This window comes from Pseudomonas sp. rhizo25, assembly GCF_031931935.1.
GTDB lineage: Bacteria > Pseudomonadota > Gammaproteobacteria > Pseudomonadales > Pseudomonadaceae > Aquipseudomonas > Aquipseudomonas synxantha.
The window spans coordinates 15994-41766 of sequence record NZ_JAUJXA010000022.1; the positions used below are offsets into that span (position 1 = coordinate 15994).

21 protein-coding genes are annotated in these 25773 nt (G+C 63.0%); 12 read left to right on the top strand and 9 right to left on the bottom strand.

What is annotated here, in order from left to right:
• The first annotated feature begins 140 nt into the window (after positions 1-140).
• On the top strand, positions 141-1595 hold the full coding sequence (locus QZR30_RS26020; RefSeq protein WP_311904557.1) for a winged helix-turn-helix domain-containing protein: 1455 nt from the start codon (positions 141-143) through the stop codon (positions 1593-1595).
• Here QZR30_RS26020 and QZR30_RS26025 read toward each other — a convergent pair.
• Both QZR30_RS26025 and QZR30_RS26030 read right to left on the bottom strand, forming a co-directional pair.
• A complete protein-coding gene (locus tag QZR30_RS26025) occupies positions 1542-4313 on the bottom strand; it encodes an ATP-binding protein (RefSeq protein WP_311904558.1) in 2772 nt (923 codons plus the stop codon). The two genes, QZR30_RS26020 and QZR30_RS26025, sit on opposite strands and share 54 nt — an antisense overlap.
• Positions 4314-4371: 58 nt before the next feature.
• Complete coding sequence (locus QZR30_RS26030) at positions 4372-4770, bottom strand: helix-turn-helix domain-containing protein (RefSeq protein ID WP_043051491.1); 399 nt, start codon at positions 4768-4770, stop codon at positions 4372-4374.
• A gap of 204 nt (positions 4771-4974) precedes the next feature.
• Between QZR30_RS26030 and QZR30_RS26035 the strand changes: the two genes are divergently transcribed.
• The 5 genes from QZR30_RS26035 to QZR30_RS26055 all read left to right on the top strand — a co-directional run bounded on the left by QZR30_RS26035 (position 4975) and on the right by QZR30_RS26055 (position 10267).
• Positions 4975-5880, top strand: coding sequence for a LysR family transcriptional regulator (locus QZR30_RS26035; protein ID WP_274358373.1), 906 nt, complete (start codon positions 4975-4977; stop codon positions 5878-5880).
• Positions 5881-6118: 238 nt separating this feature from the next.
• Positions 6119-6709, top strand: coding sequence for an antibiotic biosynthesis monooxygenase (locus tag QZR30_RS26040; RefSeq protein WP_043051489.1), 591 nt, complete (start codon positions 6119-6121; stop codon positions 6707-6709).
• The gene (locus tag QZR30_RS26045) at positions 6706-8544 is read left to right on the top strand and encodes an amidohydrolase (protein WP_046072242.1); all 1839 of its coding nucleotides are present in this window, start codon (positions 6706-6708) and stop codon (positions 8542-8544) included. Before QZR30_RS26040 ends, QZR30_RS26045 begins: the two co-directional genes overlap by 4 nt.
• Positions 8545-8568: 24 nt before the next feature.
• On the top strand, positions 8569-9186 hold the full coding sequence (gene ycaC, locus QZR30_RS26050; protein WP_043051487.1) for an isochorismate family cysteine hydrolase YcaC: 618 nt from the start codon (positions 8569-8571) through the stop codon (positions 9184-9186).
• A gap of 199 nt (positions 9187-9385) precedes the next feature.
• Entirely contained in the window at positions 9386-10267 is an 882-nt protein-coding gene (locus QZR30_RS26055) for a LysR family transcriptional regulator (protein WP_046072243.1), read from the top strand.
• Here QZR30_RS26055 and QZR30_RS26060 read toward each other — a convergent pair.
• A complete protein-coding gene (locus tag QZR30_RS26060) occupies positions 10254-11291 on the bottom strand; it encodes an AraC family transcriptional regulator (RefSeq protein WP_046072244.1) in 1038 nt (345 codons plus the stop codon). The genes QZR30_RS26055 and QZR30_RS26060 overlap by 14 nt on opposite strands.
• 1 nt (position 11292) lies before the next feature.
• Positions 11293-12207 (bottom strand): GGDEF domain-containing protein, encoded by a 915-nt coding sequence (locus tag QZR30_RS26065; RefSeq protein ID WP_046072245.1) that lies wholly within the window; start codon positions 12205-12207, stop codon positions 11293-11295.
• Between the two features lie 381 nt (positions 12208-12588).
• On the opposite strand from QZR30_RS26065, the gene QZR30_RS26070 reads away from it, so the two are divergent.
• The 5 genes from QZR30_RS26070 to QZR30_RS26090 all read left to right on the top strand — a co-directional run bounded on the left by QZR30_RS26070 (position 12589) and on the right by QZR30_RS26090 (position 19060).
• The gene (locus tag QZR30_RS26070) at positions 12589-15102 is read left to right on the top strand and encodes a TonB-dependent receptor (protein WP_311904564.1); all 2514 of its coding nucleotides are present in this window, start codon (positions 12589-12591) and stop codon (positions 15100-15102) included.
• Positions 15103-15246: 144 nt separating this feature from the next.
• The gene (locus QZR30_RS26075; RefSeq protein ID WP_059397627.1) at positions 15247-17112 is read left to right on the top strand and encodes a phytase; all 1866 of its coding nucleotides are present in this window, start codon (positions 15247-15249) and stop codon (positions 17110-17112) included.
• A gap of 48 nt (positions 17113-17160) precedes the next feature.
• Positions 17161-17853 (top strand): protein TolQ, encoded by a 693-nt coding sequence (gene tolQ, locus QZR30_RS26080; RefSeq protein WP_046072248.1) that lies wholly within the window; start codon positions 17161-17163, stop codon positions 17851-17853.
• A 14-nt stretch (positions 17854-17867) separates the two neighbouring features.
• Positions 17868-18314, top strand: a complete 447-nt coding sequence (gene tolR / locus QZR30_RS26085; RefSeq protein ID WP_311904566.1) for a protein TolR — start codon at positions 17868-17870, stop codon at positions 18312-18314.
• Positions 18311-19060: an energy transducer TonB gene (locus QZR30_RS26090; RefSeq protein WP_056846484.1), complete on the top strand. Its 750-nt coding sequence runs from the start codon at positions 18311-18313 to the stop codon at positions 19058-19060. Before tolR ends, QZR30_RS26090 begins: the two co-directional genes overlap by 4 nt.
• Positions 19061-19186: 126 nt before the next feature.
• Here QZR30_RS26090 and QZR30_RS26095 read toward each other — a convergent pair whose 3' ends face one another.
• The 5 genes from QZR30_RS26095 to QZR30_RS26115 form a co-directional block, all read right to left on the bottom strand.
• Complete coding sequence (locus QZR30_RS26095) at positions 19187-20131, bottom strand: D-isomer specific 2-hydroxyacid dehydrogenase family protein (RefSeq protein ID WP_311904569.1); 945 nt, start codon at positions 20129-20131, stop codon at positions 19187-19189.
• Positions 20128-21297, bottom strand: coding sequence for an acyl-CoA dehydrogenase family protein (locus QZR30_RS26100; protein WP_311904570.1), 1170 nt, complete (start codon positions 21295-21297; stop codon positions 20128-20130). The genes QZR30_RS26095 and QZR30_RS26100 overlap by 4 nt, the downstream gene beginning before the upstream one ends.
• 65 nt (positions 21298-21362) lie before the next feature.
• Positions 21363-22322 (bottom strand): ABC transporter substrate-binding protein, encoded by a 960-nt coding sequence (locus tag QZR30_RS26105; protein ID WP_068967020.1) that lies wholly within the window; start codon positions 22320-22322, stop codon positions 21363-21365.
• 85 nt (positions 22323-22407) lie between these two features.
• Entirely contained in the window at positions 22408-23991 is a 1584-nt protein-coding gene (locus QZR30_RS26110) for a rhodanese-related sulfurtransferase (protein WP_311904572.1), read from the bottom strand.
• Positions 23988-24599 (bottom strand): cysteine dioxygenase, encoded by a 612-nt coding sequence (locus QZR30_RS26115; RefSeq protein ID WP_046072254.1) that lies wholly within the window; start codon positions 24597-24599, stop codon positions 23988-23990. The genes QZR30_RS26110 and QZR30_RS26115 overlap by 4 nt, the downstream gene beginning before the upstream one ends.
• A 212-nt stretch (positions 24600-24811) precedes the next feature.
• Here QZR30_RS26115 and QZR30_RS26120 point away from each other — a divergent pair, with 212 nt between their 5' ends.
• Positions 24812-25717: a LysR family transcriptional regulator gene (locus QZR30_RS26120; RefSeq protein ID WP_046072255.1), complete on the top strand. Its 906-nt coding sequence runs from the start codon at positions 24812-24814 to the stop codon at positions 25715-25717.
• Positions 25718-25773 lie beyond the last annotated feature (56 nt).

Consider the following 25773-nt stretch of genomic DNA (forward strand, 5'->3'; position numbering starts at 1 on the left):
TCCGTCCAGGGCACTCGATTGTCCGTATCGCTCCCCGTGCCAGCATTGCCCCGTCATCGCCAGCTGGCAAGATAGCGCCGAGCCCACGGAAAAGGACGCGCAGGCACTCAAGCACGGGTGTTCCAGCGCTTTTAGCGGACATGCACAACTCTGCGGCGATCAGCTTCGGCCCTTACACTTTTCATCGGCAACAGCGCCTGGTCAGCAAGGCGGGCCTGCCGGTGGCGCTGGGCGGACGCGCCCTGGATATTCTCGCGGTGCTGCTCGAGGCGCCTGGGCAATTCATCAGCAAGGCGACCTTGATCCAGCGGGTCTGGCCCAGCAGCGTCGTCGAGGACAATAACCTGCGCGTGCACATTGCCGCATTGCGCCGGGCGCTCGACGGGCCACGCCTGATCCTCAATCACCCCCAGCGCGGCTACTGTTTCGTCGCCCCCGTGCAAGGCTCGGCGCCGACGTTACTGCCACAGCACAACCTGGCTGCGCGGCTCAGCCCGGTATGTGGCCGCGATGAGCTTGTGCGGGTGCTGGCGCGACGCTTGCCCGGGCAGCGGCTGTTGACGCTCACCGGGATGGCCGGCATTGGCAAAAGTACATTGGCCCTGGCCTTGGCCGAGCGGGTATTGCCCCGCTATCGCGACGGGGCGTGGTGGGTCGACCTGACCCGCATGCATGCACCCCACGAACTGCTCGGCAGTCTGGCCACGGTATTGCAACTACAGCAGTGCGAGCGCGTTGATGAGCTGTGCCGCCAATTGGCCTCGCGCCAGTTGCTGCTGGTACTCGATGGTGCTGACCTGTTGTTGGGTGCGTGTCGCAAGCTGGTACGTGCATTGCGCGAACAGGCGCCCGGCGTCAGCGTGCTGGTCAGCAGCCGCGAAGCCTTGCTGGCCCCCGGCGAGTGGGTGCTGCGCGTGCCTCGGCTGGCCGTGCAGTCGCCCTCGGCATTGAGCAGTGTCGAGCAGGCCATGGCTTGTCCCGCGGTGCAGCTGTTTATCGCTCGGGTGTGTGCCAGCCAGCAGGGGTTTGTATTACGGCATCAGGATCTGGCAGCGCTGCGCGATATTTGCCGGCGCCTGGACGGTATCCCGTTGGCCCTCGAACTGGCGGCGGCCCAAGTTGACGCATTGGGCATCAGCGGTGTGCAGAGACAATTGCGCACGGGGCTGCAGACGTTGACCCGCGGGCGCCGCACGGCGGTGGAACACCATCGATCACTGACTGCTGCCTTGGACTGGAGCTACGAACGCCTGAGCCTGCCGGAATGCTGGCTGTTCCTGCAGTTGGGGTTGTTCAAGATGGCAGTGACCTTGCCTGCCTTGAGCAAGCTGGTGAGCGGGACCGAGCTTGAGCACGCCGACCTGGCCTATCTGCTGGCGCGCCTGGTGAATGTCTCGCTGCTGAGCGTCGAACCTGGGCTAGGCCCGCAGCGCCGCTACCGCCTGCTCAACTGTGTGCGCAGCTATGCCCTGGCGCAACTGCGTGACCCGCGTCAGGTCGAGCGTTTGCAGCAGGGCTACGAGCCATGTGTGGGGGCTTTTTCAGGCCGGCCGTTTGTCCTGCAACTCGTCGAGCAGGCTGCTTGCGCGGACTAAGTCGCGAGTGGTGAAGCCTTCGGTAAATCGCCCGTAGACTGAACCCAGCAGGTCCCGCGCGGCCTGCAAACGCCCCTGCCGTTGCCACAGTTGTGCCAGGGAAGTCGCACAGCGCAGTTCCCAGGCCAAGGCACCTTGCTGGCGCGCCAGGCCCAGGGTTTCGAGCAACAGGGCTTCAGCGGCGCGGCTGTCGCCCCGTTGCACCCACTGTTGGGCACAGACCCGCAGGATTTCAGGCGCGCACCAGCCCGCAGAGCCTGCGCGTGCGCGCTCGAAGGCTGCTTCATTGACTTCGTCGGCGCCGAATGTAATCAGGGTGTCCTCGATCAGTCCCAGTCCCTGCAAATCCTGGTCGACCAGAATACCGGCGTAATGCCCGGCCCAGGTCTGGAACAACTGCGCCGAATGCTTGTGCGCCTGTTCCAGCAGTAGCCTTTGCAGGGCTTGCGCATCGTCTTCGGCGCCGTTGTAGCGGGCGATTACCACCCCGGCCAGGGCCAGGGTGTAGCAGATCGAGGTGCCATGATTGATCTGCAGGGCCAGCTCCAGCGCCTGGCTGGCGCTACGCCAGGCACTGTCGGGAAAACCCTGTAACCACAGGATCCGCGCCAGCAGGGTCAAGGATGCCACGCTTTGATCGTATTGCACGCCGACGCCATGGGCGAACCGGTTTACATGGCCGCTGTGGCTCATGCGCTGCAGCACTTGCTCGGCATTGTGCCGGGCGAGCGCCTGGTCCCCGGTGTAATGCTGGGCCAGTGCGCGCAATCGTTGGGCGCTCAGCTCCAGCAACGGTTCGGTACGCGGGTCGAGGCGATCAAACTGCAGGCTTTGTTGCAGTGCTTGGGCATAGCGCCCGGCACACAGGTTTACAGCCATTTGCCCGGAGACCGCACGCAGTTGCCCTGCAACGTCGCGACGTGCCAGGGCCAGGCGTTCGGCACTGACAAAGGCGGCAATGGTGCGGGGCGCAGCGCCCATGGCGTGGTAGGAGAGGCTGCCCAGGGCCAATTGCAATTGAAGGATCAGTTGCGTGCAGGGCGTATCGACCTGGCCTATCAGTGCCAGTGCCTTGTCCACATAGCCGCCGTGCTCACGCAGCAATGACAATTCCTGCCACAGGGGCATTGCGCTGACCGTCAGGCGGATGGCCAGCAAGTGCCCGACGTCCTCGGCAAAGCCCCAATCGAGTGCGGCGCGCACGTCTTCGCGCAGCGGCGCATAGCGGTCAAGCCAGGGCTGCGTGGCCAGCAGTTCCCAGTCGGTCCGGGCCTGTTCCATCAGTGCCAGGCAGCGTGCCGCATGGCGCTCTCGAGTGGCTGGCAGTTCGCCGGCGAGGCTAAGCTTTTCCAGGGCGTAGGTGCGGGTGATATCCAGCAGGCGATACACCATCTCGTCATCGCCGGCTTCCACATTCAACAAGGACTTGGCCACCAATTGCGTGATGGAGCCCAGCACTTCGCCGGGGGCGATCGTTTCCCCGGCGATCACCGCTGCGGCGCTGGCCAGGCTGAAGCCTGCGCGAAAAACCGCGAGGCGACGCAGGCAGGTTTTTTCGCACTCGCCGAGCAGGTCAAAGCTCCAGTCGAGGGTGGCCCGCAGGGTTTGCTGGCGGGGCAGGGCGCTGCGCCGCCCGCGGGTCAGCAGGCGGAAATTGTCTTCCATCTGTACCAGCAGCCCCTGCAAGCCAAAACGCTCGATTTGCGCGGCCACCAGTTCAATTGCCAGGGGAATGCCGTCCAGGCGCTGGCAGATATCAATCGCCAGGGGCAGGTCAGCTTCGCTGAGGGCAAAGCTGTCCTGATGGGCCATGGCCCGCTCGATCAGCAATTGCATGGCCGGGTAACCCAGGGCCTGGGCACGGTTGCCGGTGGCGGGTGGGCAAGCCAGCGGCTCGAGGCGTTGCACATACTCACCGTCGGCGCGCAGGGCTTCGCGGCTGGTGGTGAGGATGTGCAGGTGCGGCGCATGGCGCAACAGGGTTTCGCTGATCAGGGCGATGTCGTCGAGCAAGTGTTCGCAGTTGTCGATCACCAGCAGCATCTGGCGTGCCTGCAGGCTACGGGCGAAGCTGACCAGCGGTGCATTCGCAGCGGGTGTCAGGTCGAGGAGCGCGGCGAGGTTGGGCAGGATCATCGAGGCTGCGCTGAGTGGGGCCAGGTCCAGCAGATGAATGCCGTCACGGTAATGCCCGATCAACAACTCGGCGACGCGCAGGGCCACGGTGGTCTTGCCGATGCCACCGGCGCCGGTCAAGGTGATGAAGCGCTGCTGCGGCAGTTGCTGCACCAGGGCGTCGATCAGGGCTTGGCGGCCGATCATTCGCGTACGCCGCAACGGCAGGTTATGGCTCGGGCGCTGGGGCATGCCGCCTGTGGGTAGCGTCATCGGTTCAATGCTCAGTGGCGCAACAAAACTGTAGCCGCGCTGAGCGACCGTGACGATATAGCGCTGCCCGGCCTGGCCATCGCCCAGCGCCTTGCGCAACGCGGCCATGTGTACCCGCAGGTTGCCGTCTTCCACCACGGTCTTGGGCCAGACCCGCGAGATCAGCTCCTGCTTGCTCACCACATTGCCGGCCTGCTCCAGCAGGACCAGCAGAATATCCACGGCCCGCCGCCCCAGGCGCAGCGGGCGGCCGGCTTCCAGCACCAGGCGCTGGCGCGGGTGGACACGGTAGGGGCCGAAGTGCACGGCCTGGTCGCTCAAGTCAGTCATGGCTGCCCAGGTTCCGGAGTCGAAGATGGGCCAGCATATTCCAGGTGCGTGAAGACCACTAGGCGGCGATCACCAAAGGCTTGTGGCGCGACTGATGGTTTCGCCAGGTCATCGGGTTCACGCCTTCGCTGCGCGTGAACATGTGGCAGAAGTGCGCCTGGTCGCAGAAACCACATTCCAGGCTGATTTGCGTGAGGCTCAAGGACGAACCGGTGATCAACTCCTTGGCGCGCTGGATGCGTTGCTGGCGGATCCATTCCTGGGGCGATAGCCCGGTGGTGCATTTGAATGCGCGGGAAAAGTGGCTGCGCGACAAGGCGCAGGCCTGGGCCAGGTCGGCGATAGCCAGGCTTTCGCCGAGGTTGGCGAGGATCAGTTGCTTGGCGATTCGTTCGCGCCGGGGGCACAGGCCGCCGGTGGCGGACAAACGTGGGGCGTATTGCTCGAGTCGGGCCATGACAGATATCCGTAGTCGATGGGAGCGTTCCCGGTGGATGGATGCAGTGTAGACGCCTGCATTCTTGGTGCAGGAGCTCCGGCCTGACGAGTTAAACGTTGTTAATTTCGCCAGCTGCAGGCGTGGAAAAGACAGCACAGGCATGCAATCGCGGGGAGTGCGGATATGCTTCCCTGGCCGTCTGGAAAACGTTTGGATACCGCCATGAACCGCAACGACCTGCGCCGCGTCGACATGAACCTGCTGGTAATTTTCGAAGCCTTGATGTTTGAAAAAAACCTGACCCGGGTCGCCGAAAAACTCTTTATGGGCCAACCGGCGGTGAGCGCCGCATTGGGCCGTTTGCGCGACTTGTTCGACGACCCACTGCTGCTGCGCAACGGCCGCGGCATGGAGCCCACGCCCCGTGCGGTGGCGATACTCAAGGAGCTGCAACCGGCCATGGACATCATCTCGGGCGCCGTCAGCCGCGCCAAGGACTTCGACCCTTCCAGCAGCAGCGCGGTGTTTCGCATCGGCCTGTCCGATGACGCCGAGTTCGGGCTGTTTCCGGCGTTGCTCAGCCAACTGCGCGAAGAGGCACCGGGTATCATCGTGGTGGTGCGCCGGGCCAATTACCTGTTGATGTCGGCACTGCTGGCCAGCGGTGAGATCTCGGTGGGCGTCAGCTACACCACCGAACTGCCGGCCAATGCCAAGCGCAAGAAACTGCGGGACATCCCCTGCAAGGTACTGCGCGGCGATGACGGCGTGGCGCCTCTGACCTTGGATGACTATTGCGCCAGGCCCCATGCGATGGTGTCGTTTTCAGGCGACTTGAGCGGCAATATCGACCTCGACCTGGCACGCATCGGCCGCTCGCGCCGTGTGGTGCTGGCTGTACCGCAGTTCAGCGGGTTGCGTGCATTGCTGGCGGGCACGCAGATTATCGCCACCGTGCCGGATTATGCGGCGTGCGCACTGACCGAGGGCACCCGCTTGCGCGCTGAAGACCCGCCGTTCGCCATTGACGCAGCGGAGCTGTCGATGGTCTGGAGTGGGGTGCATGACAATGACCCGTCGGAGCGCTGGTTACGGGGGCGGATTGCGGAGCATATGGCCGCCAAGTGACTCTGTCAGTGACCCCCTGTAGGAGCGAGCTTGCTCGCGAAAAACGTCAACGATAACGCGTGTATCCTGAATAAACGCGGCGCCTAGGGGTTTTTCGCGAGCCAGCTCGCTCCTACAGGCATAGGGCTTGCCCCCTCCAACATCCTCAGGCGCCAAACAGCACATACATCCAATTCCCAATATCCACGGCCCGGCAAACTCCTCCCATCGCTCAATACTGCGGGGGAGTCACCCAACCATGGACCCAACACCCAAGACCAGCCCTGACGAAGTCGTCACGCTGGTGGTCAAGCACCGGGTCAAGCCCGGACGCGAAACCGAGTACGAAGCCTGGCTGCGCCGTATCGTGCGTATTGCCGGTGAGCGCCCCGGCCATCTGGGCGTCGATGTGGTACGCAGCCGGCAGAACGGCATGGCGCTGTTCACCTGTGTGCTGCGCTATCGCTCCACCGATGCCCTGGAGTTGTGGCTTGACTCTCCCCAACGCCAGGCCCTGATCGACGAAGCCGCGCCGATGCTGGCGGACGGCGACCAGACTGAAATCGGCGCCGTCAATGAGTTCTGGTTCGCGCCCCAGGCCGACGGCGCTGCCCAGCCGCCGCGCTGGAAACAGGCAGTGGTCAGCCTGTGCGTGATTTTGCCGCAAACCTTGCTCCTGCCGTTTATCTGGGGGCCGATCCTGCGCCTGCACCCGTTGCTGTCCAACTATGTGGTCTCCACCTTCCTGGTCACCCTGACCATTGTGCTGTTGGTGGTCTACCTGCTGATGCCAGCGGCTACCCGCTTGTTTGCCCCCTGGCTTCAACCTTCTGTAAAGGAAACCCTATGAACGCCGATCTGATTCTGTTCAATGGCCAGTTCCACACCGTGGACCGGGAAAACCCACGTGCCACAGCCGTCGCCATCCGCGACGGGCGCTTCGTCGCGGTCGGCACTGACGGCGAGGCCATGGCCCTGCGCGGCAGCGGCACCCAGGTCATCGACCTCAAGGGCCGCACGGTAATCCCAGGGCTCAATGACTCGCACCTGCACCTGATCCGTGGCGGGCTGAACTACAACCTCGAGCTGCGCTGGGAAGGCGTGCCGTCCCTGGCCGATGCCTTGCGCATGCTCAAGGACCAGGCCGACCGTACCCCTACGCCGCAATGGGTACGCGTGGTCGGCGGCTGGAACGAATTCCAGTTCGCCGAAAAACGCATGCCCACCCTCGAAGAACTCAACCAGGCTGCGCCGGACACTCCGGTGTTTGTGCTGCACCTGTACGACCGCGCCTTGCTCAACCGTGCGGCGTTGCGGGTGGCCGGCTACACCAAGGACACGCCCAACCCGCCAGGCGGCGAGATCGTGCGCGACAGCCACGGCAACCCCACCGGCATGCTGGTGGCACGACCTAACGCGATGATCCTGTATTCGACCTTGGCCAAGGGTCCGAAACTGCCCTTGGAATACCAGGTCAACTCCACTCGCCAGTTCATGCGCGAACTCAATCGCCTGGGCCTGACCAGCGCCATCGATGCTGGCGGCGGCTTCCAGAACTATCCCGATGACTATGCGGTGATCGAACAGTTGGCCAAGGACCAACAGTTGACGGTGCGCATCGCCTACAACCTGTTCACTCAGAAGCCCAAGGAAGAACTCAGCGACTTCAAGAACTGGACCGGCAGCGTCACCCTGCATCAGGGCGATGATTATCTGCGTCATAACGGCGCGGGCGAAATGCTGGTGTTTTCGGCGGCGGATTTCGAAGACTTCCTCGAACCGCGCCCGGACCTGCCGCTGACCATGGAACAGGAGCTGGAGCCAGTGGTGCGCCACCTGGTGGAACAGCGCTGGCCGTTCCGCCTGCACGCCACCTACGACGAATCCATCTCACGCATGCTCGATGTGTTCGAGAAGGTTAACCGCGACATTCCCTTCAATGGCCTGCCGTGGTTCTTCGACCACGCCGAAACCATTACCCCGAAAAACATCGAGCGCGTGCGCGCCCTCGGTGGCGGCATTGCGATCCAGGACCGCATGGCGTTCCAGGGTGAATACTTTGTCGAGCGCTACGGTGCCAAGGCCGCCGAAGCCACGCCGCCGATCAAGCGCATGCTCGCCGAAGGCGTGCCGGTAGGGGCGGGCACCGATGCCACGCGGGTCTCCAGTTATAACCCGTGGACCTCGCTGTACTGGATGGTCAGCGGCCGTACCGTTGGCGGCCTGGAGCTGCACGCCGAAGGCCTGCCACGCCTCACCGCGTTGGAGTTGTTTACCCACGGCAGCGCCTGGTTCTCGTCCGAGCAGGGCAAGAAAGGCCAGATCAAGGTCGGCCAGTTGGCGGACGTGGCCGCGTTGTCGGCGGACTTCTTCAGTGTCGACGAGGAAGCCATCAAGTGGATCGAATCGGTGCTGACCGTGGTCGGCGGCAAGGTGGTGTACGGCGCGGGTGACTTCGAAGATTTCGCCCCACCACGCGTGCCGGTGCTGCCGGACTGGTCGCCGGTGGTCAATGTACCAGGGCACTGGCGTCCGACCTCGCCCTTGCAGGCCCAGGTCCACCAGTGCAGCGGCCCGTGCGGCGTGCATGCCCACAGCCATGAAAAAGCCCGTCTTTCCAGCGTGCCAGTCAGCGACTTCCAGGGCTTCTGGGGTGCGTTTGGCTGTTCATGCTTTGCCTTTTAATCCAGAAACCAAAGGAGTTACCCCATGACTTATAAGCGCTTGAACAAAGATGACGCGGTTGTCCTGCTGGTCGATCACCAGACTGGCCTGATCTCGCTGGTGCAGGATTTCTCCCCCAACGAATTCAAGAACAACGTGCTGGCCCTGGCCGACGTGGCGAAGTTCTTCAACCTGCCGACCATCCTGACCACCAGTTTTGAAGGCGGTCCTAACGGCCCACTGGTGCCAGAGCTCAAGGCACTGTTCCCGGACGCGCCATATATCGCCCGCCCAGGCCAGATCAACGCCTGGGACAACGAAGATTTCGTCAAGGCCGTCAAGGCGACCGGTCGTAAGCAGATCATCATTGCCGGCGTGGTCACGGATGTGTGCGTAGCCTTCCCGACCCTGTGCGCTCTCGACGAAGGCTTCGAGGTTTTCGTGGTCACCGACGCCTCCGGCACCTTCAATGAAACCGTGCAACAGGCCGCCTGGGCACGCATGACTGCCGCCGGCGCACAGCTGGTGAACTGGTTCTCGGTGGCCTGCGAGCTGCAGGTTGACTGGCGCAACGACATGGAAGGCCTGGCCAACCTGTTGTCGCCACGCATCCCCAACTACCGCAACCTGATGAACAGCTATTCGGCGTTCACCGCCAAGTAACCGGTTCTCAAACCTGTAGGTAATCCCATGTGGGAGGGGGCTTGCTCCCGATGGCGGTGTGTCAGTCACAGCATTTTTGACTGACACACCGCCATCGGGAGCAAGCCCCCTCCCACATTTTGATTGTGTTCCCATATTAGGTTTGTGGTGTGGCCACCGACAGGCTATAAATCAGCCCATCGTCCACCGAGAAGCGACAATGAACCCCTTCGAAGACATGCGCCTGTTCTGCCAGGTCATGGAGTCCGGCAGTTTCACCGCCGCCGCCGAGCAACTGGGCCTGTCCAAGCAATTCGTCAGCCGCCGCCTGATCCAGCTGGAAGAGCGCCTTGGTGTGCGCCTGCTCAATCGTTCTACGCGGCGCCTGGATGTCACGCCACTGGGCCAGAGCTACTACGAATCCGCCCTGCGCCTGCTCGGTGAAGTCGAGCAAGTGGAGCAGGGCATCGCTGGCCAGAACAGCGAGCCGCGCGGTACCATCCGCCTCAGCGCGCCGTTGTCATTCGCCATGGCTCACCTGGGCTGCCTGCTGCCGTTGTTCCTGCAACGTCATCCGCAGGTGTCGGTGGAAGTCGACCTGAGCGACCGCCCTGTGGACTTGATCGGCGAGGGCTACGACCTGGTGCTGCGCATCGGCACCCTGGAAGATTCCACCCTGATCGCCCGACGGATCGCCAGCGTGCAGCGGGTGTACTGCGCCAGCCCCGATTACCTGGCGCTGCGCGGGACGCCATTGAAACCCGAGGACCTGACCGCGCACGACTGTCTGCCCTACGGCCATGGTCGCCAGGTGCAATGGCGCTTCAAAGGCAAGTTGCAGGGGTTGAATGTCAGTGGGCGTATGCGCGTGAATAACGGCGAGTTGTTGCGTGATACCGCCATTGCCGGTCTGGGGGTGACCTACCTGCCGACCTTTATCGTCGCGGATGCGTTGAAAGACGGGCGCCTGGTGACACTGCTGGACGACTTCGCCCCCGAAGCCCTGACCCTGTCGGCGGTGTATCCCCAGCACCGGCAAAGCTCACGGCCGGTGCAGGCGCTGGTGGAGTTTTTACGTGAGCGCCTGGCTAGCGGCTGTTGAACAGCTGGCGGATCAGGTTCGGGGTGCTGCCGGTCCAGCGCTTGAATGAGCGCCGGAAGTTCGCCGCATCGTTGAAGTTCAGGTACGCCGCCACCTCATCATTGCTGTAGCCCTTGAGCTGATACAGGTGCAACGCCACCTGCTTGCGTACCCGGTCCACCTGCTGTTGAAAACCGGTGTCGTGCTTGTTCAACTTGCGCTTGAGGGTCGCCGGGCTCATGGCGAAGGCCTGGGCCGCCTGTTCCAGGCTGGGCGGCTGGCGTACTTGATCGCGCAGGTAGTCGTAGAGACAGTCGAGAAAACTGCCGGCAAAACCCAGCTGTTCGATCTGCTCGCGGGCCTGCCTACGCGCAACCTGACCGGCCGTAACCGAGGCGCCAGGCCAGGGGCGGGTGAGGTATTCACGCGGGATACTCATCATGTCCAGCGGGCGTTCGAAGCGCGTGTCTTCGCCCAGGTGCACCCAGTACTGCTCGATATAACGCGGCTCGGCATGGCTGAAACTGCATGCCCATGGCAGGCGCTCGCCGCTTAGCCATTGGCTCATGGCGATCAGCGAGGTCATGCAGGCTTCCAGCAGGAAACGCCAGTGCTCGCCGGCGCCGCAACTGTCCAGCCAGTACAGGTAGGCGCGATGCTCATCCAGCTCCAATTGCAGGGTGGCCAACGGGCTGAGCAGCACCTGTTGCTGGACCAGGATCTCCAGGGCCTGGTGCAGGTTCTGCGCATGGCCAAGGGCGTGGCTGGCGGCGCCGTAATAGCCCGGCAGCAAACGCTGGCCAAACAGGAAGCTGCTGTCGTCGGCGTCCAATAACTTGCGGCTGTTGCCGATCAGGCCGAAGAACTGTTGCGGGCTCAGGTGCGCGGTGCCGGCCAGGATGTCCTCGTGAAACAGGCCGGTGCCGCGCAGCAGGCGATGGCTGTCGATGTCGCGGGACAAGGCCAGGTCGATCAGCGCGGCGGGTTGGTAATGTCCTGGGATGAAGCGGCTGTCGACTTCATACCAGCTGGTTTTCACGGCCATCTCAGGCACTTTTCGCAAGCGGTTGCTTGGCCCTGGCCAACGCCAGGTTCAGGCGCTTGAGCAAGTTCTGGGGCGGTTCTTCAAGGGCCATGACCACGGCGGTAGTCGCGGCCAGTTGCAGGCGTTCGCCTTGGTGCCGGGTCTTGTGGGCCAGGCCGAGCACTGCCTGCTGCAACTCCAGCGCCAGCTCCCTGGCCTGGCGTTCACCGGTATTGGGCAGCAGCACCACAAAGCGGTCGCCGGCCAGGCGGCACAGCAGGTCCTGGCGGCGCAGGTTGAGCAGCAGCAAATGGCTGAGGGCTTGTAGTACCGCGTCGCCCTCGGCATGCCCGTAGGCCTGGTTGATGGCGGCGAAGTTGTCCAGGTCCAGGGCCAGCAGCGACAGCGGCTGTTGCTGGTCGCGGCTGTCTTGCAGGCTGTCAGCCAACTGGCGCTTGAGGTAATCGGCGCCGGCCAGCGGCGTGAGTTTGTCGAACAGCCGATGCTCACGGAACAGCCGCTCGCGTTTTTCCATCTGCGCGCTGATCGCCAGTTGTTCGCGGTGCCAGTGGTAGATGCCGATGGTCAGCAGGACCATGCCCACCGGCATCGGTCCGGACTCCAGCCAATGGTCCCAGGTGATGCTGTCGGGCAGGCGGATAAACTCGTCGAGGCTGTCGATCCACCAGGAGAAAAAGATGCACGACAGGCCCAGCGCCAGGTAGTTGGTGACGCGCCCTGCGGGGCGGCTTTTGAGCACCAGCCCCAGCCATACCAGGGCGAGCAGGGCGGAACCGCCTTCGCCCACAATATCCAGCCACACCCACTCACTGACGCTTTTCAATTCGCCACAGGCCAGGTGCAGGATCAGCCCGAGATTGGCGGCGACCAGCAGCAATGAGAGTTTCCAGCGGTGGGGCTTGAGCACGCCAGGCATGGCTGCGATTCCTTGGGCGAATGAGCGATGGGCGCCAGCACAGCAGATGGATGTGACCGTTGGATGACGGTGGGCGAGGGTCGAATCAGCTCATCTCACAGGCAACAAAGATTAAACATGTGGGAGGGGGCTTGCTCCCGATGACGGTGTATCAGTCAGCTTATTTGTAGCTGTCACACCGCTATCGGGGGCAAGCCCCCTTCCACATGAGAACTGCTGAGGTCATATCAGCTCATTCCAAGCCAAAAATCCGTGCAAACCTGCGGTTTACGGACATGGCCACTCAATGCTGTCACAGAACCGTCATCCCCCACCCCTAGCGTGCCCTCCCAGTTGCCGGGCCCTCTTGCCTGGCGCCAACGGATTCTTGGGGAGGATTGCATGTACAAGCGCACCGGGCTCGTCAGCTTCACGCTTACCGCCTTGGCCCTGGCGATGGCCAGCGAGCGGCTCACGGCGGCCGAGGCGGCCACCACCGAGCATGTCGAAGTGGTCGGCCAGGCCGCTGCCATGGACAGCGCCCTCAAGGAACAACGTTCTTCCGACAGCATCAGGAGCGTGGTACATGCCGACGGTGTAGCCCAGTTACCGGATGAAAACGTCGCCGAAGCGGTGCAGCGCCTACCGGGCATCAGCGTGGAGCGCGACCAGGGAGAAGGGCGTTTTGTCAGCGTGCGCGGCCTGGGCCCGGACCTCAACAGCGTCACCATCAACGGCACCCTGGTGCCCGCGCCAGAGAGCGAGCGCCGCGCCGTGGCCCTCGATGTGCTGCCCTCGGAGTTGGTGCAGTCGCTGTCGGTGATCAAGACCCTGACACCGGACATGGACGCCAACTCTCTCGGTGGCACCGTGGATGTGAAGAGCTTGTCGGCGTTCGATCACAAGGGGCTGTTCTATACCGGTAGCACCGAAGCCAGCTACGACAAGAACACTCGCCAGACCAGCCCGAAATTCTCCGGTGCCGCCAGTAATCGCTTCAGCCTCGGCGACGGCATCGACAACTTCGGCGTGGCCGCAGCGCTGAGCTGGCAAAAGCGCGACTTTGGCTCAGACAACGTCGAAACCGGTGGCGCCTGGGATTTCACCGACGGCGCCAGGCTCAACGAGTTCGAACAGCGCGACTACGACATCAGCCGCGAACGCGCAGGTGGCGGCCTGAACTTCGACTACAAGCCCGACGACCTGAGCAGCTATTACCTGCGTACCCTCTACAGCCGCTACAAGGACACCGAAACCCGCAACGCCGCCAGCCTTGAATTTGCCGACCCGCAAGCGCCTGGCGAGCTGGGCGATGCCGAGGGCAAGCGCAAGCTGAAAAACCGTGAGGAAACCCAGCAGATCCAGTCCTACGTGTTCGGCGGCGAGCGCATGCTGGGCCTGTGGACCCTCAGCGGCCAGGCCGGCTACAGCCAATCCAGCGAAGACAGCCCGGCGCACATTGCGGGCGCTACCTTCGACGGCGGCGACTTTGCCAACAGCGGTTTCTACGACAAGGACAAACCCCGTCCGATCATCGCCAGCGGCTTCTACGACGCCAGCAACTTCAGCCTCGACAAGGTCGACTGGGAGAAACAGTACACGAAGGACACCGAGAAAAACCTGCGCCTGGACCTGGCCCGTGACTATGACCTGAGTGGCTATGCCTCCCAGTTCAAGTTCGGTGGCAAGGTCAGCCGCCGCAACAAGGACAACGACTTGGAGGCCTGGGTCTACAAGGACTTGGATCAGCAAGGCTTCAGCGATGAACAGCTCAACCTCGCGCAGTTCCAGAAGGGCAGCGTTGACTACCGTCTCGGCCGATATGGCCCAGGCATCAGCGCGGGTAATATCCGCCAACTGATTGGTGGCCTCAATCGGGATGATTTCTACGACCCCACCGAATCCAGGGTCAACGACTTCACCATCCGCGAAGATATCAACGCCGGCTACCTGATGAACACCGTCGATATCGACGACTGGCGGTTCATCGCCGGGATGCGTTACGAGGGCACCGAGTTCGAAGCCAAGGGCACCGGCGCCACCGACGGCCAGTTCAGCGCCACAGAGACCAAGCGGCGTTATCACCATTGGTTGCCGGGCCTGCACGCCCGCTATCAGATCGATAAGAACACCCAGGTGCGCGCTGCCTGGACCAAATCCGTGGTGCGCCCAACATTCGGCCAGCTGGCGCCGGGTTTCGTGATCGATGATGACGAAGCCACCTTCGGTAACCCGGACCTCAAGCCCCTGGAATCGAGCAACCTGGACTTGGGCATCGAACACTTCATGGGCCGCGCCGGCACCGTATCGGCGTTCGTGTTCTACAAGGATATCCAGAACTTCGTCTACAACACCGACGTGGCCGGCACGGGTGCCTGGGCCAACTTCTCCGAGGCCCACACCTACGCCAATGGCGACAGCGCCAAACTCTACGGCCTGGAGCTGGCCTACTCACAGAAGTTCGACTGGTTGCCCGCGCCGTGGAACGGCTTGCTGGTCGGTGCCAACAGCACCTTCAGCCGCTCCAGCGCGGATATCGAGGGTTTCGACAGCGCCAGCGGGCGCAACCGCAAGCGCAGCATCAGCCTGCCCAATCAGTCGGACACGGTCGGCAACCTGATGCTTGGCTGGGAAGACGACAAGCTCAGCCTGCGCCTGTCGGCCAACTATAAATCGGCCTACCTGTATGAACTGGCCTCGATCAACGACAAGGCCCATGACCTGCACGTCGACGCGCAGACCTTCGTCGACTTCAGTGCGCGCTACTCGGTGACCAAGAACCTGCAAGTCAGCTTCGAGGCCCAGAACCTCACTGATGAATCGTACTTCGTCTACACCGGCCACCGCAGCTACAACGGCCAGTACGAAGAGTACGGCCCGACCTACAAAGTGGGCCTGACCTTCACCCATTTCTAAACCACACCTGGATTCCAATGTGGGAGGGGGCTTGCTCCCGATAGCGGTGTGTCAGCCTCCATTGTATTCACTGAACCACTGCCATCGGGAGCAAGCCCCCTCCCACATTGGATCTTTATCGTATTCGAAGGATTTTGCCTGTTCATGAGAATTTCCAAGCTGTACCTGTTGATCGCGCTGGTCACCAGCGCCAATGCCTTTGCCACCGACCTGGCCCTGTCGCCTTGGGCGCCGAGCTTGAATGCCGAAGCCGTGGCCTTCTTGCCCAACGCCACCGAGCGCCTGGCCGCCGGTACCCGCGACGGGCTACAACTGCTCGACAGCCAGGGCGTCGAACTGGCGCGCTTCAAAGGCAACTTCACCAGCCTCGACACCCGGCCTGCCGGTGCACAAGTACTGGTCGCCAGCCTCGACAATGACCGCCAACAGGCGTTGCTGATCAGCCTGGATACCGCCAGCAAAAACTGGGGCAAGCCCCTGTACCTGCCAACCCGTGACTACTCGGTGAATGGCCTGTGCCTTTATCGCGATTCGGCGGCCAACCTGTTCGTATTCCTGGTAGGTGAAGAGGGCAAGGGCGAGCAATGGCTGGTAGGCAACGGCTCGACGCTGCTCACTGAACCCCAGCGGGTACGCGGTTTGCCGCTGCCGCCGTCGGCGCAGTTCTGCCAGGTGGACGACGCCACCCAGCAGTTGGTTGTCAATGAAGAGAATGTCGGCTGGTGGGCCTACCCTGCGCATCCCGAAGCTGATGTGAAACGCACGCCTGTGGCGCTGTTCGACAACCCCAAGCGCGAAGCCGGGGCCATGGCGCTGGTGCCGGGTGGCATGGTTGCGCTGGACCCGAAGACCGCCCAGTTGCACCTGTTCCAGCAAGCCGGCGAGCGCTGGGCGGAGCAATCGAGCTTGAGCCTGGCGGGTCTGAAAGAGCCACAGCAATTGGCGATCAATGGTCGCCAATTGTTGGTGCGCGATGACGACAGCGGCAAGCTTTATCAGGCCAGGCTCGACTGGCAGGCCAAGCCCGTTGTAGTCGCCCCGGTGTTGCCGGAGGTCGCGGCCTTGCGCCAGAGCGACCCGGTCGGCCGTCAAGGCGATGCGGCGGATGACCCGGCGATTTGGATTCACCCTCAGACACCGGCCAGCAGCCGTGTGCTCGGCACCAACAAAAAACAGGGCCTGCTCGCCTATGACCTCGACGGCAAGCTGTTGCAGGAGCTGGCGGTGGGCCGTCTGAATAACGTCGATGTACGTTCCAACTTCAAGCTCGGCGCACAAACGGTCGACCTGGCCGTGGCGAGCAACCGCGACCGCAACAGCCTGAGCCTGTTCAGCATCGACCGTCAGAGCGGCGAGCTGCGTGAAGCCGGGGAAGTGACCACGCCGCTCAAGGACATCTATGGCATCTGCCTGTTCCAGCCTGCCAGCGGCGAGATCTACGCGATTGCCAACGGCAAGGACGGCACCTTCCTGCAATACCGTCTCAGCGCGCCGGATGGGCGTGTGCAAGGCGAGCTGGTGCGCCAGTTCAAGGTCGACAGCCAACCCGAAGGCTGCGTGGCCGATGATCAACGCCAGCGCCTGTTTATCGGTGAGGAAGACGTCGGTGTATGGGCAGTGGATGCACGCGCCGATCAGCCGGCAACGTTGACCAGCGTGATCAAGGTCGGCCCGCAGCTGCATGCGGATGTCGAGGGCCTGGCGCTGTACCAGAGCGATCAACGTGACTATCTGGTGATCTCCAGCCAGGGCAATGACAGCTACCTGGTGGTGGACGCCGAACCGCCGTTTGCCGTGCACGGTGCCCTGCGCGTTGGCTTGAATGCCGCCGCCGGTATCGATGGTGCCTCCGAAACCGACGGCCTCGAGGTCACGGCCGTGAACCTGGGCGGGCCATGGAGCCAGGGCATGCTGGTGGTGCAGGACGGACGCAAGCGCATGCCCGAGCAAACCCAGAACTTCAAGTTCGTGCCCTGGGCCGAGGTGGCCCGCGCCTTGAAGTTGCCTTGAGTCTGTCATCAGGCAGTCATTCATTTTCAATCGAATAGGAGTTTGACCATGCACGCGACGATGGAACATATGACGATCTGGGGGTTGATCAGCGACGCCAGCCTGTTGGTCAAGGCGGTCATGCTGACCTTGCTGTTGGCGTCCTTGCTCAGTTGGTACCTGATAATCCAGCGCGGCAGTGTGCTGCGCCGCCTGGAACGGCAGTTGAACGGTTTCGTGCAGCGTTTTCGTGCCGCACCAGATTTGCAGGCGCTGTACCGCGACACGCTGCAGGCGGGCGAGGGCGGCATCGCGCCGATCTTTATCGCCGGGGTCCAGGAATACCAGCACCTGCACAATCATGACCCGGCTGTGCTCGAAGGCGTGGAGCGCGCCTTGCAAGTAGCGATCACCGAGCAGGAAATCGAGCTGGAAAAGGGCCTGCAATTTCTCGCCACTGTGGGGTCGGTCAGCCCTTACATCGGCCTGTTCGGCACAGTGTGGGGCATCATGAATTCCTTTATCGGCCTGTCCCAGGTGCAACAGGCCACGTTGTCCACCGTAGCGCCGGGCATCGCCGAAGCCTTGATCGCCACGGCCATCGGCCTGTTTGCGGCCATCCCCGCGGTAATCGCCTATAACCGCTTCGCGGCCCGCGGCCAGACACTGCTCACCCGCTACTACGCGTTTGGCAATGAGCTGCAAGTGCGCCTGCACCGCTCCCTGAGCGGCACGTCGAGCAACCTGGCCGTGGCCGCCTGAAAGGAGCAATTCCCATGTTAGTCAGGCCGCAACGCAAGCACGGGCCCAAGGTCGAAATGAACGTGGTGCCGTATATCGACGTGATGTTGGTGCTGCTGGTGATCTTCATGGTCACCGCGCCGATGCTGACCCAGGGCGTGAAGATCGAACTGCCCAAGGTCGCCGCCGAGGCGCTGGCCACCGACACCCGCCAGCAGATCCTCACGCTGTCGGTAAAGGCCGACGGTGGCTACTACTGGAACCTCGGCGGCGAACTCGATACCCAGCATCAGACCGACAGCGCCGTAAGCCTGGAAGCAATGGGCGCCAAGGTCATGCAGGTGGTGGCGGCGCGCAGTGACACCCAGGTGTATATCCGCGCTGACGACAACGCCGGTTATGGCCGGGTGGTCGCGGCCATGGCGGTGTTGCAAAAGAGCGGTGTCAGCAACCTGGGACTGGTGACCGAGGCCCCGCAATGACGGCGATGATCATGCATAGTCCCACTCCGGCGATGACGCCCAGGGATGCTTCGGGGGTTTGGAGAAACAGCCTCGCTGCCGGCCTGGCGGTGGCGCTGCATGTGGGCGTGCTGGCCGCGTTGATGATGGGCTGGTCGACGCAAAAGCCGGTGGTGGATGCGCCTCGGGTGATGCACACGCAGTTGGTCATGTTGCCAGCTGCGCCCGCGCCTGAACCGTTGGTGGCTACCTCCGCACCCCCTGAGCCTGAGCCTGTACCGGTGCCGGCAAAGCCCAGGGTCGACCCGCAGGTGCAGGTGCAAAAACTCGAGAAAGCCGCCTTGGCGCGTAAACGTGTCGAGGAGAAGAAAGCCGAACAACAGCAGGAGCGGCTCGCCACCGAACAACGCAACCGCGAGCTGGAACAACAACGCCTTGATCAGCAACGCCTGGCCGCTGAAAAAGCCCGGGCTGCCATACCTGCGCCAGCCTTCGACAGCCGCCAATATCAACCCCTGAGCAAGGCAGCACCGGACTATCCCGAGCGCGCCCTGGACAAGAATATTGAAGGCGATTGCACCTTGGAGTACAGCGTCAACATTCAGGGTCGCGTGGAGAATCCCAAGGTACTGGACGGCTGCCACCCGCTGTTTATCCGGCCATCATTGGCGGCGGCGAATACCTTTCGTTACCAGCCCAGAGTCGTCGACGGCAAGCCCGTGGCCGTGCCGGCAGTGCGCAACACCTTCCACTACCGCATCAAATGATCTCTCCCAGCCAACACAGAAATAATGTGGGAGGGGGCTTGCTCCCGATAGCGGTGGGTCAGTCATAGATATAGAGACTGACCCACCGCTATCGGGAGCAAGCCCCCTCCCACATTTTGAACTGCGTCAGGCGTTAGCTAGATTCGCTAGTTCGATACCTGAAATATACCGCTGCAGATTCGCCAAAAACGCATCGGCAATCTCATCCTTGCTGTTGGTCGAAATCGCCGACGTATGCGGTGACAACCGCACCCGTGGATGGCTGTACAACGGGTGCCCATCCGGCAAGGGTTCCGGCTCGGTCACGTCAAGCGAGGCCAGGCCGACCTGGCCGTTATCCAGCGCCTCCAGCAATGCCTCCTGATCGAGCAACCCTCCACGCGCAATGTTGATCAGGTGCAGCCCAGGCTTGGCGCTGGCCAGCACGTCACGGTTGATGATATGGCGTGTGGCTTCGGTCAGCGGTGCCGCCACCACCAGGTGGTCGGCGCGGGCGAACAGGTCGTGGATGTCCGTGGCCGCTTCAACACCGGCACTGAAGGGTGCCTGGCTCTGACGCAGCGCGACCACCTTGACGCCCAGGGCCAGGGCCTTTTGCGCCAGGCTTTCACCAATCGCACCAAAGCCAAGAATGCCCAGGGTGGTGCCCTTGAGCGGGCGCAGAGCAGTGAAATGCCACTGCGCGTCCTTCACCCAGATATCCGGCAAGTGCTTGGACGCGGCAAAGATCGCGGCCAGGGCGAACTCGGCGAGGTTGTCGGCGGCGCTGCCCCGGGACGTGGTCACGGGTGGGCCGTTGAACAGCCACTGTGGGTAAAAGTCGATACCCGACGACACCAGGTGCACCCATTGCGCGCCATAGGGCCAGCCCGGCGGCGGTGTGTCGGGCGCGGTGTAGCCGCGTACGTTGATCGGACGCAGCAACAGGATATTGGCCTGGGGCGGCAGGTCGCTGGGCACGCCGACCGGCAATCCGAACACCTGGGCCTCGGGGTGCAGCGGTGCCAGGCGCTCGCGGATCACCTGGTTGAAGTCTTCGTCCAACTGACTGGCAATAATCACCTGGCTCATGTGCGTTCCTTCTGGCGTTGGGTGAACACGGCTTTACCGACGCCTTGCAACACCGCGTCGTTCTGCGGGGTGTGTACGCGGCTGCACAGCACGTCGCGATAATGCCGTTGCAGCGGGCTGTGGCGTGACAGGCCGGGGTTGCCGGAGGCCTCAATGGCCAGTTCCACGGCGCGAATGGCGTTATGGGTGATCAGGTACTTCAATTGTGCAGCGTTAGCGGCCGGGGTATGCCCCTCGGCGGCGGCGTCGAGCAGGCTGCGGTTGGCGAACAGCAGGGTGTCGATATGGCCGACGGTCTCCTGGAAACGCGGCAAGCTGGACAGCGCCGCGCCGAGGTTGGATGGCTTGCGTTCCTCCAGCCAGCTCACCAGCCAGTCCCGCGCCGCCTGGGCCACGGCGTCGTAAACCGACGACAGCAGCACCGACATCCACAGCAAGCCGTCACCGTCGAGCTCCGACTGCGGTGCGCTCCAGGGGCTGGTGCTGACGGCGTGGTCCAGCGGCACCAGCACGTTGTCGAGTACCACCTCATGGCTGCAGGTGGCGCGCATGCCCAGGTGATTCCAGGTGTCGATGATGCTCACGCCGGGGCTGTCCTTGGGCACCAGCCAGGCGCCCACCAGCGGGTCGGCATCATCGCTGCGCGCCCACACGCTGAACCAGCTCAAGCCATGACTGCCGGTGGAGTAGAGCTTGCGCCCGCTGATACGCCAGCCGTCGGCACCGCGCACCGCGGTGGTGGCCGGTAGACCACCACGGGCCGGGGTGCCCAGGTCTGGTTCGACACGCAGGGCGTTGATCAGCGCGCCGTTGCGCACTGCATCCTCAGCGACTTTGACGCGCAGGTGTGCGGGCCAGGCCTGGCTGTCTTGCAGGCGACTGTGTTGCAGGTACTGCATCACCAGGATCAGCGCCGTGGACGGTTCGCCCTTGGCTATCGCGCTGATGGCCTTGCGCGCCTGGGCCAGGCTGGCACCGCCGCCGCCGAGAGCCTTGGGCACGGTCAGGGCGAGCAGGCCGTGCTGGTGCAAGAGCTTGAAGTTGGCGTGGGGGAAGGCGCCGCTTTCGTCATAGACGTGGGCGGTGCTGGCCAGTTCGGCGCTGAGGCGTTCGAGCGTGGTGTCGAAATCGACGACGTCCACAGCCCGTAGAGACGAGTGAGTCATCAGCAGGTACTCGGTCAAAGTGGGAAGGGAGAGTGTCCAGGCCAGCGCCTTGAGCGGGGCTGGCACTACAGCTGGGGCCCGCGCTTGGCGTTGAAGCTTGGGTCGAAGCCCTGGGAGACGTCGATGTGCTTGGGTAGCAGGCCTTCTTTGACATAGGTGTCGGCGGTGGCTTGCAGGCCGCGGACCACGCTGTCGTCAATTTTGACGGGTGACAGGTGGGTGTCCTTGGCCACTTCGATGTGCACGGCCAATGGCAAGCCAGTGATCCTGGCCTGGGCGGCGGCATATTCATCGGGGTGGGTGTTGGCCCAGGCGTAGGCGCGGTCAACCCGTGCGACAAAGTCGTCCAGTTGCACGCGTTTGTCGGCGATCGCCTGGCCGGTGGCGGCGAAATAGAGGTGATTGCTCAACAGGTTTTTGCCGCTGACCAGCACGCGGGCGTTGCTCTGTGAGGTGACCACGGTGGTGTAGGGGTCCCATGTTGCCCAGGCATCCGCAGTGCCGTTGTCCAGCACCAGCCGTGACTCGGCGGGCAGCAGAAAAATGAAGTGCACATCCTGGGTGCTCAGGCCGGCATCGTTCAGGGCTCTGATGGCCAGGTAGTGCCCGATGGAGCCGCGGCCGGTGACGATTTTCTTGCCCTTGAGATCCGCCGCGGTCTTGATCGGCGAGTCCTTGGGCACCAGCAGTGCAGTGGTGTTACGCCCTTCGGCATGGATGATGCTGATCACTTTGATCGATGCGCCCGCGCCCAAGGCGAATACATAGGGAGCATCGCCCAGGGCGCCTACATCCACGGCGCCGGCATTCAGCGCTTCGCCCAGGGGCGAGGCCGAGGGGAATTCCGACCACTTGATTTCATAGGGAACGTTTTGGCTTTCGCCAGAAGCGTCCAGCAGTGCCTTGATCGTGGACTTCTGGTTGGCTACGCGCAGCGGTTGCAGGTCGGCGGCCTGGGCGGTGGACAGGCCGAGGGCCAATGCAGCGCCCAGCAGCAGGCGTTTGAATGGGGTGGCGTACAGCATGGGGCAAACTCCAGGCGTTGGATAAAAGGAGATACCTCCGCCTGGAGAAGGGGTCGGATGTCCGTGGGAACGGTGCAGCGGTGACTCAGATCACATAGAAACCATGGGTGCCGTCGCGGGCCAGTTGCGCGACCAGGCCGAACTCCCAGTCCAGGTAAGCCTGCATGGCTTCCCGAGGGTTATCGGTGCCTTCATAGGGGCGGCGGTAGCGGTCGATACGCGGCGAGGCCAGGTGGGTTTCGCCTTCTTCCAGAGGCAGTTGCGCGGCGATCCAGCCGGCGGTGCCGTCCTGTAGCAGGAACACCTGCTTGCCAGTCAGGGCCTCGACTTCGGCCACCGCCAGGCGCGCCAACTGGCTGCTGCCGCAGGTCAATACGTAGCGTTGCGCAGGCGGCACATTGGCCAGGGCCTGGGGCAGTTGCCCGCGAAGGATCCACCAGGCCCCGGGAATATGGCGTTTGACATAGTTGGCGCTGGCAGTGAAGTCCAGCACCAGGGTGTCGCCATGGCCCAGCCAGTCGGCGAGGGTAGGCGCGCTGATCAGTTCGGCCTGGGGCGGCGCAGGGACCGGTGCGACCCACGCGCCACGTTCGCTGAAATGCGTCGCTTGCAGGTCATCCAGCACATGCACCTGCCAGCCCAACTGGGCCAGCCAGGAAGCGGACATATTGGCGCGCACGCCGTCGTCGTCCACCAGCACCAGGCGCGCCCCGCGTACGCTGGCAACGTGATCGGTTTCCTGCACCAATTGGCCGCCGGGCGTGGAGCGTGCGCCGGGCAAATGGCCGATTTCGAATTCTTCCGGGGTGCGCACATCGAACAGGTAGGTGGTGCGAGTCGCATCCTGCTGCCAGCGGTGAAGATCGTTAAGACTGGCGCGACCGACCCGTGCCTTGTCGGCGACGCGGCGCGCAGCCTCGGCGGCGCGCTGGCGGTGTTCCTCTGGCGTTGGCGCGAAGCGGCGGGCTTGGCCATGGGCCAGTGTTTGCCCGGCCAATGTCCAGCCGATCGTGCCGTTGCGCAGGGCTGACACGGGGTTGGGAACGCCGGCATTGATCAGCGACTGGGTGCCGATAATGCTGCGGGTGCGCCCGGCGCAGTTGACGATAATGCGCGTGGCCGGGTCGGGTGCCAGTTCGCGGGCGCGCAGTACCAATTCGGCGCCCGGCACGCTGATGCCGGTGGGGATGCTCATGGTCTGGTATTCGTCGAAACGGCGGGCGTCGAGCACCACCACATCGGCCTGGCTGTCGAGCAGGGCCTGCACGTCTTCGGCGGCCAGGGACGGCGTATGGCGCTGGCTATCGACCAGTTCGCCAAAGGCCTTGCTGGGTACGTTGACGTCGATAAACAGCTCGCCACCGGCCCGGCGCCAACCCTCCAGCCCGCCTTCAAGCAGGCTGACCTGGGTGTAGCCCAGCGCAACCAGGCGTTCGGCCGCGCGGCTGGCCAGCCCTTCACCGTTGTCATACAGGGTGACCTGGGTGTCGCGGCGTGGAATGCGCGAATACACCTCCAGTTCCAGCTTGGACAGCGGGATATTCGCGGCGAACAGCGGGTGGGCCTCGGCAAACGGCGCTTCCTCGCGCACGTCGATTAGCGCGACTTCTTCACGGTCCAACAGGGCCTGGCGAATCTGCGCATAGCGGCGGGTCGATACGGTGGTCATAGGGCAGGGCTCTTTTCTTTGGACAAGTCCCAGATATTCGGGAGATAGGCGTTGGAATAACCAGAGATAAACAGTTTTTCGCTACCGTCCGGTTGATACACCGCACGGCGTACCGCACCGATATTGGCACCGTACACATGGATGCTGATGGACACCTGGTCGGCGTGGGCATTGCTGACCTGATGAATATCGCCAATCCTGGGCGATACCGCTTCGACTTGACCCGGCAATAGCTGGGTCGGTTTGCCTTCAGCCATCAGGCTGCCATCGGGGGCACGGGCAAACCCCTGGGAAAATTCCGAGCCGCGCAACATGCCGATCAGCCCCCATACCCGATGGTCATGAATCGGTGTGCGTTGCCCCGGCCCCCACACGAAGCTGACAAGGCTGAAACGCTGGCGCGAATCGGCATGCAGCAAGAATTGCTGGTAGCGCTCGGGGTCAGGCTGGGCGAATTCGTCAGGGAGCCAGTCATCATGGCTGACCAGTTGCGCCAGCAGCTTGCCGCCACGGTGCAGCAGGTCGCCTTCACGCGGATTGGCGTCGATCAGTTCCGCCAGGGCGCCTATGAAGGCTCTGAGTCTCTCGGGGTGTCGGGCCTGGGTCATGACCATTCCATCGGCTGGGTTGATGGCTTTATATAAGCATAATGTTTATGGTTAATATGCTATTTTTTAATGATTAGCTTATAGCCGAAGGTAATTTAGATCCGGTTTGAATAGGGTTAGACGTTATCGATCACAGCGTGGGCTATCCAGACCGGTTGGCGGCAACTATGCTTCACGCACATCTTAATGACTGATCTCTATGTGCGGCCCAAATGAAAATTGACGATATCGATGCCTTTGTCGAAGTGATTCGTTGCCAGTCCATCAGCCATGCCGCCGAGTCGTTGCAACTGACCCAGCCGGCCATTACCCGCCGTGTGCAGAACTTCGAGCAGGCCCTGGGCGTGGAGCTGTTCGACCGCAACACCAAGCCCCTCAAGCCGACGCTGATCGGCACCCGCGTCTATGAACAATGCCGGCTGATCCTGCGCGAGATGGACGCCCTGCGCGAACTGGTAGCTACCGATGCGCCGCCCACCGGCGTGTTGCGCCTGGGTGTACCGCAGACCATCGGCGACGTGGTGTTGCTGGACGCGCTCAAGCACCTGCGCACTGAATACACCGACCTGCGCGCCCAGGTCGCCACCGGCTGGGGCAGCCAATTGGTCGGCAAGATCGAACGCGGCGAGCTGGATGCGGCGGTGGCGTTGTTCCCGGCGGGCAAGATCTTCCCGGACAACATCGTCGGTGAGTCCATCGGCAAGATGGAGCTGGTGGTGGTCTGCGCCAAGGCGCAGTTGCCGAAAAAGCCGTGCAAGCTGGCGGATGTGTACCAGAACGGCTGGATCCTCAACCCGGACGGCTGCGGCTTCCGAGCCGGCTTGCAACGCACCTTGTCTGACCAGGGCCTGGCGCTGCGAGTGAACCTGGAAACCTTCGGCACCGAACTGCAATTAGGTTTGGTGGCCGACGGCCTCGGCCTTGGCCTGGTACCGCGCCCGTTATTGGAGCGCAGTGCCCATCGCGAGCAGCTGGCAGTGATGCCGCTCAAGGACTTCAAGCCGGTGATGGACCTGTGGCTGATCTACCCGCACTTCCTTGGCAACCTGCAGGGGCCGGTGGATGCGTTTGGCCAGTGGGTGGCAGACTCCCTGCACAAGATCCGCAACGTCGCGTGATATGAAAAAAAATAATAATTAGCTTAGATTAAAATGTGCTTTTTATTATTTTTTTG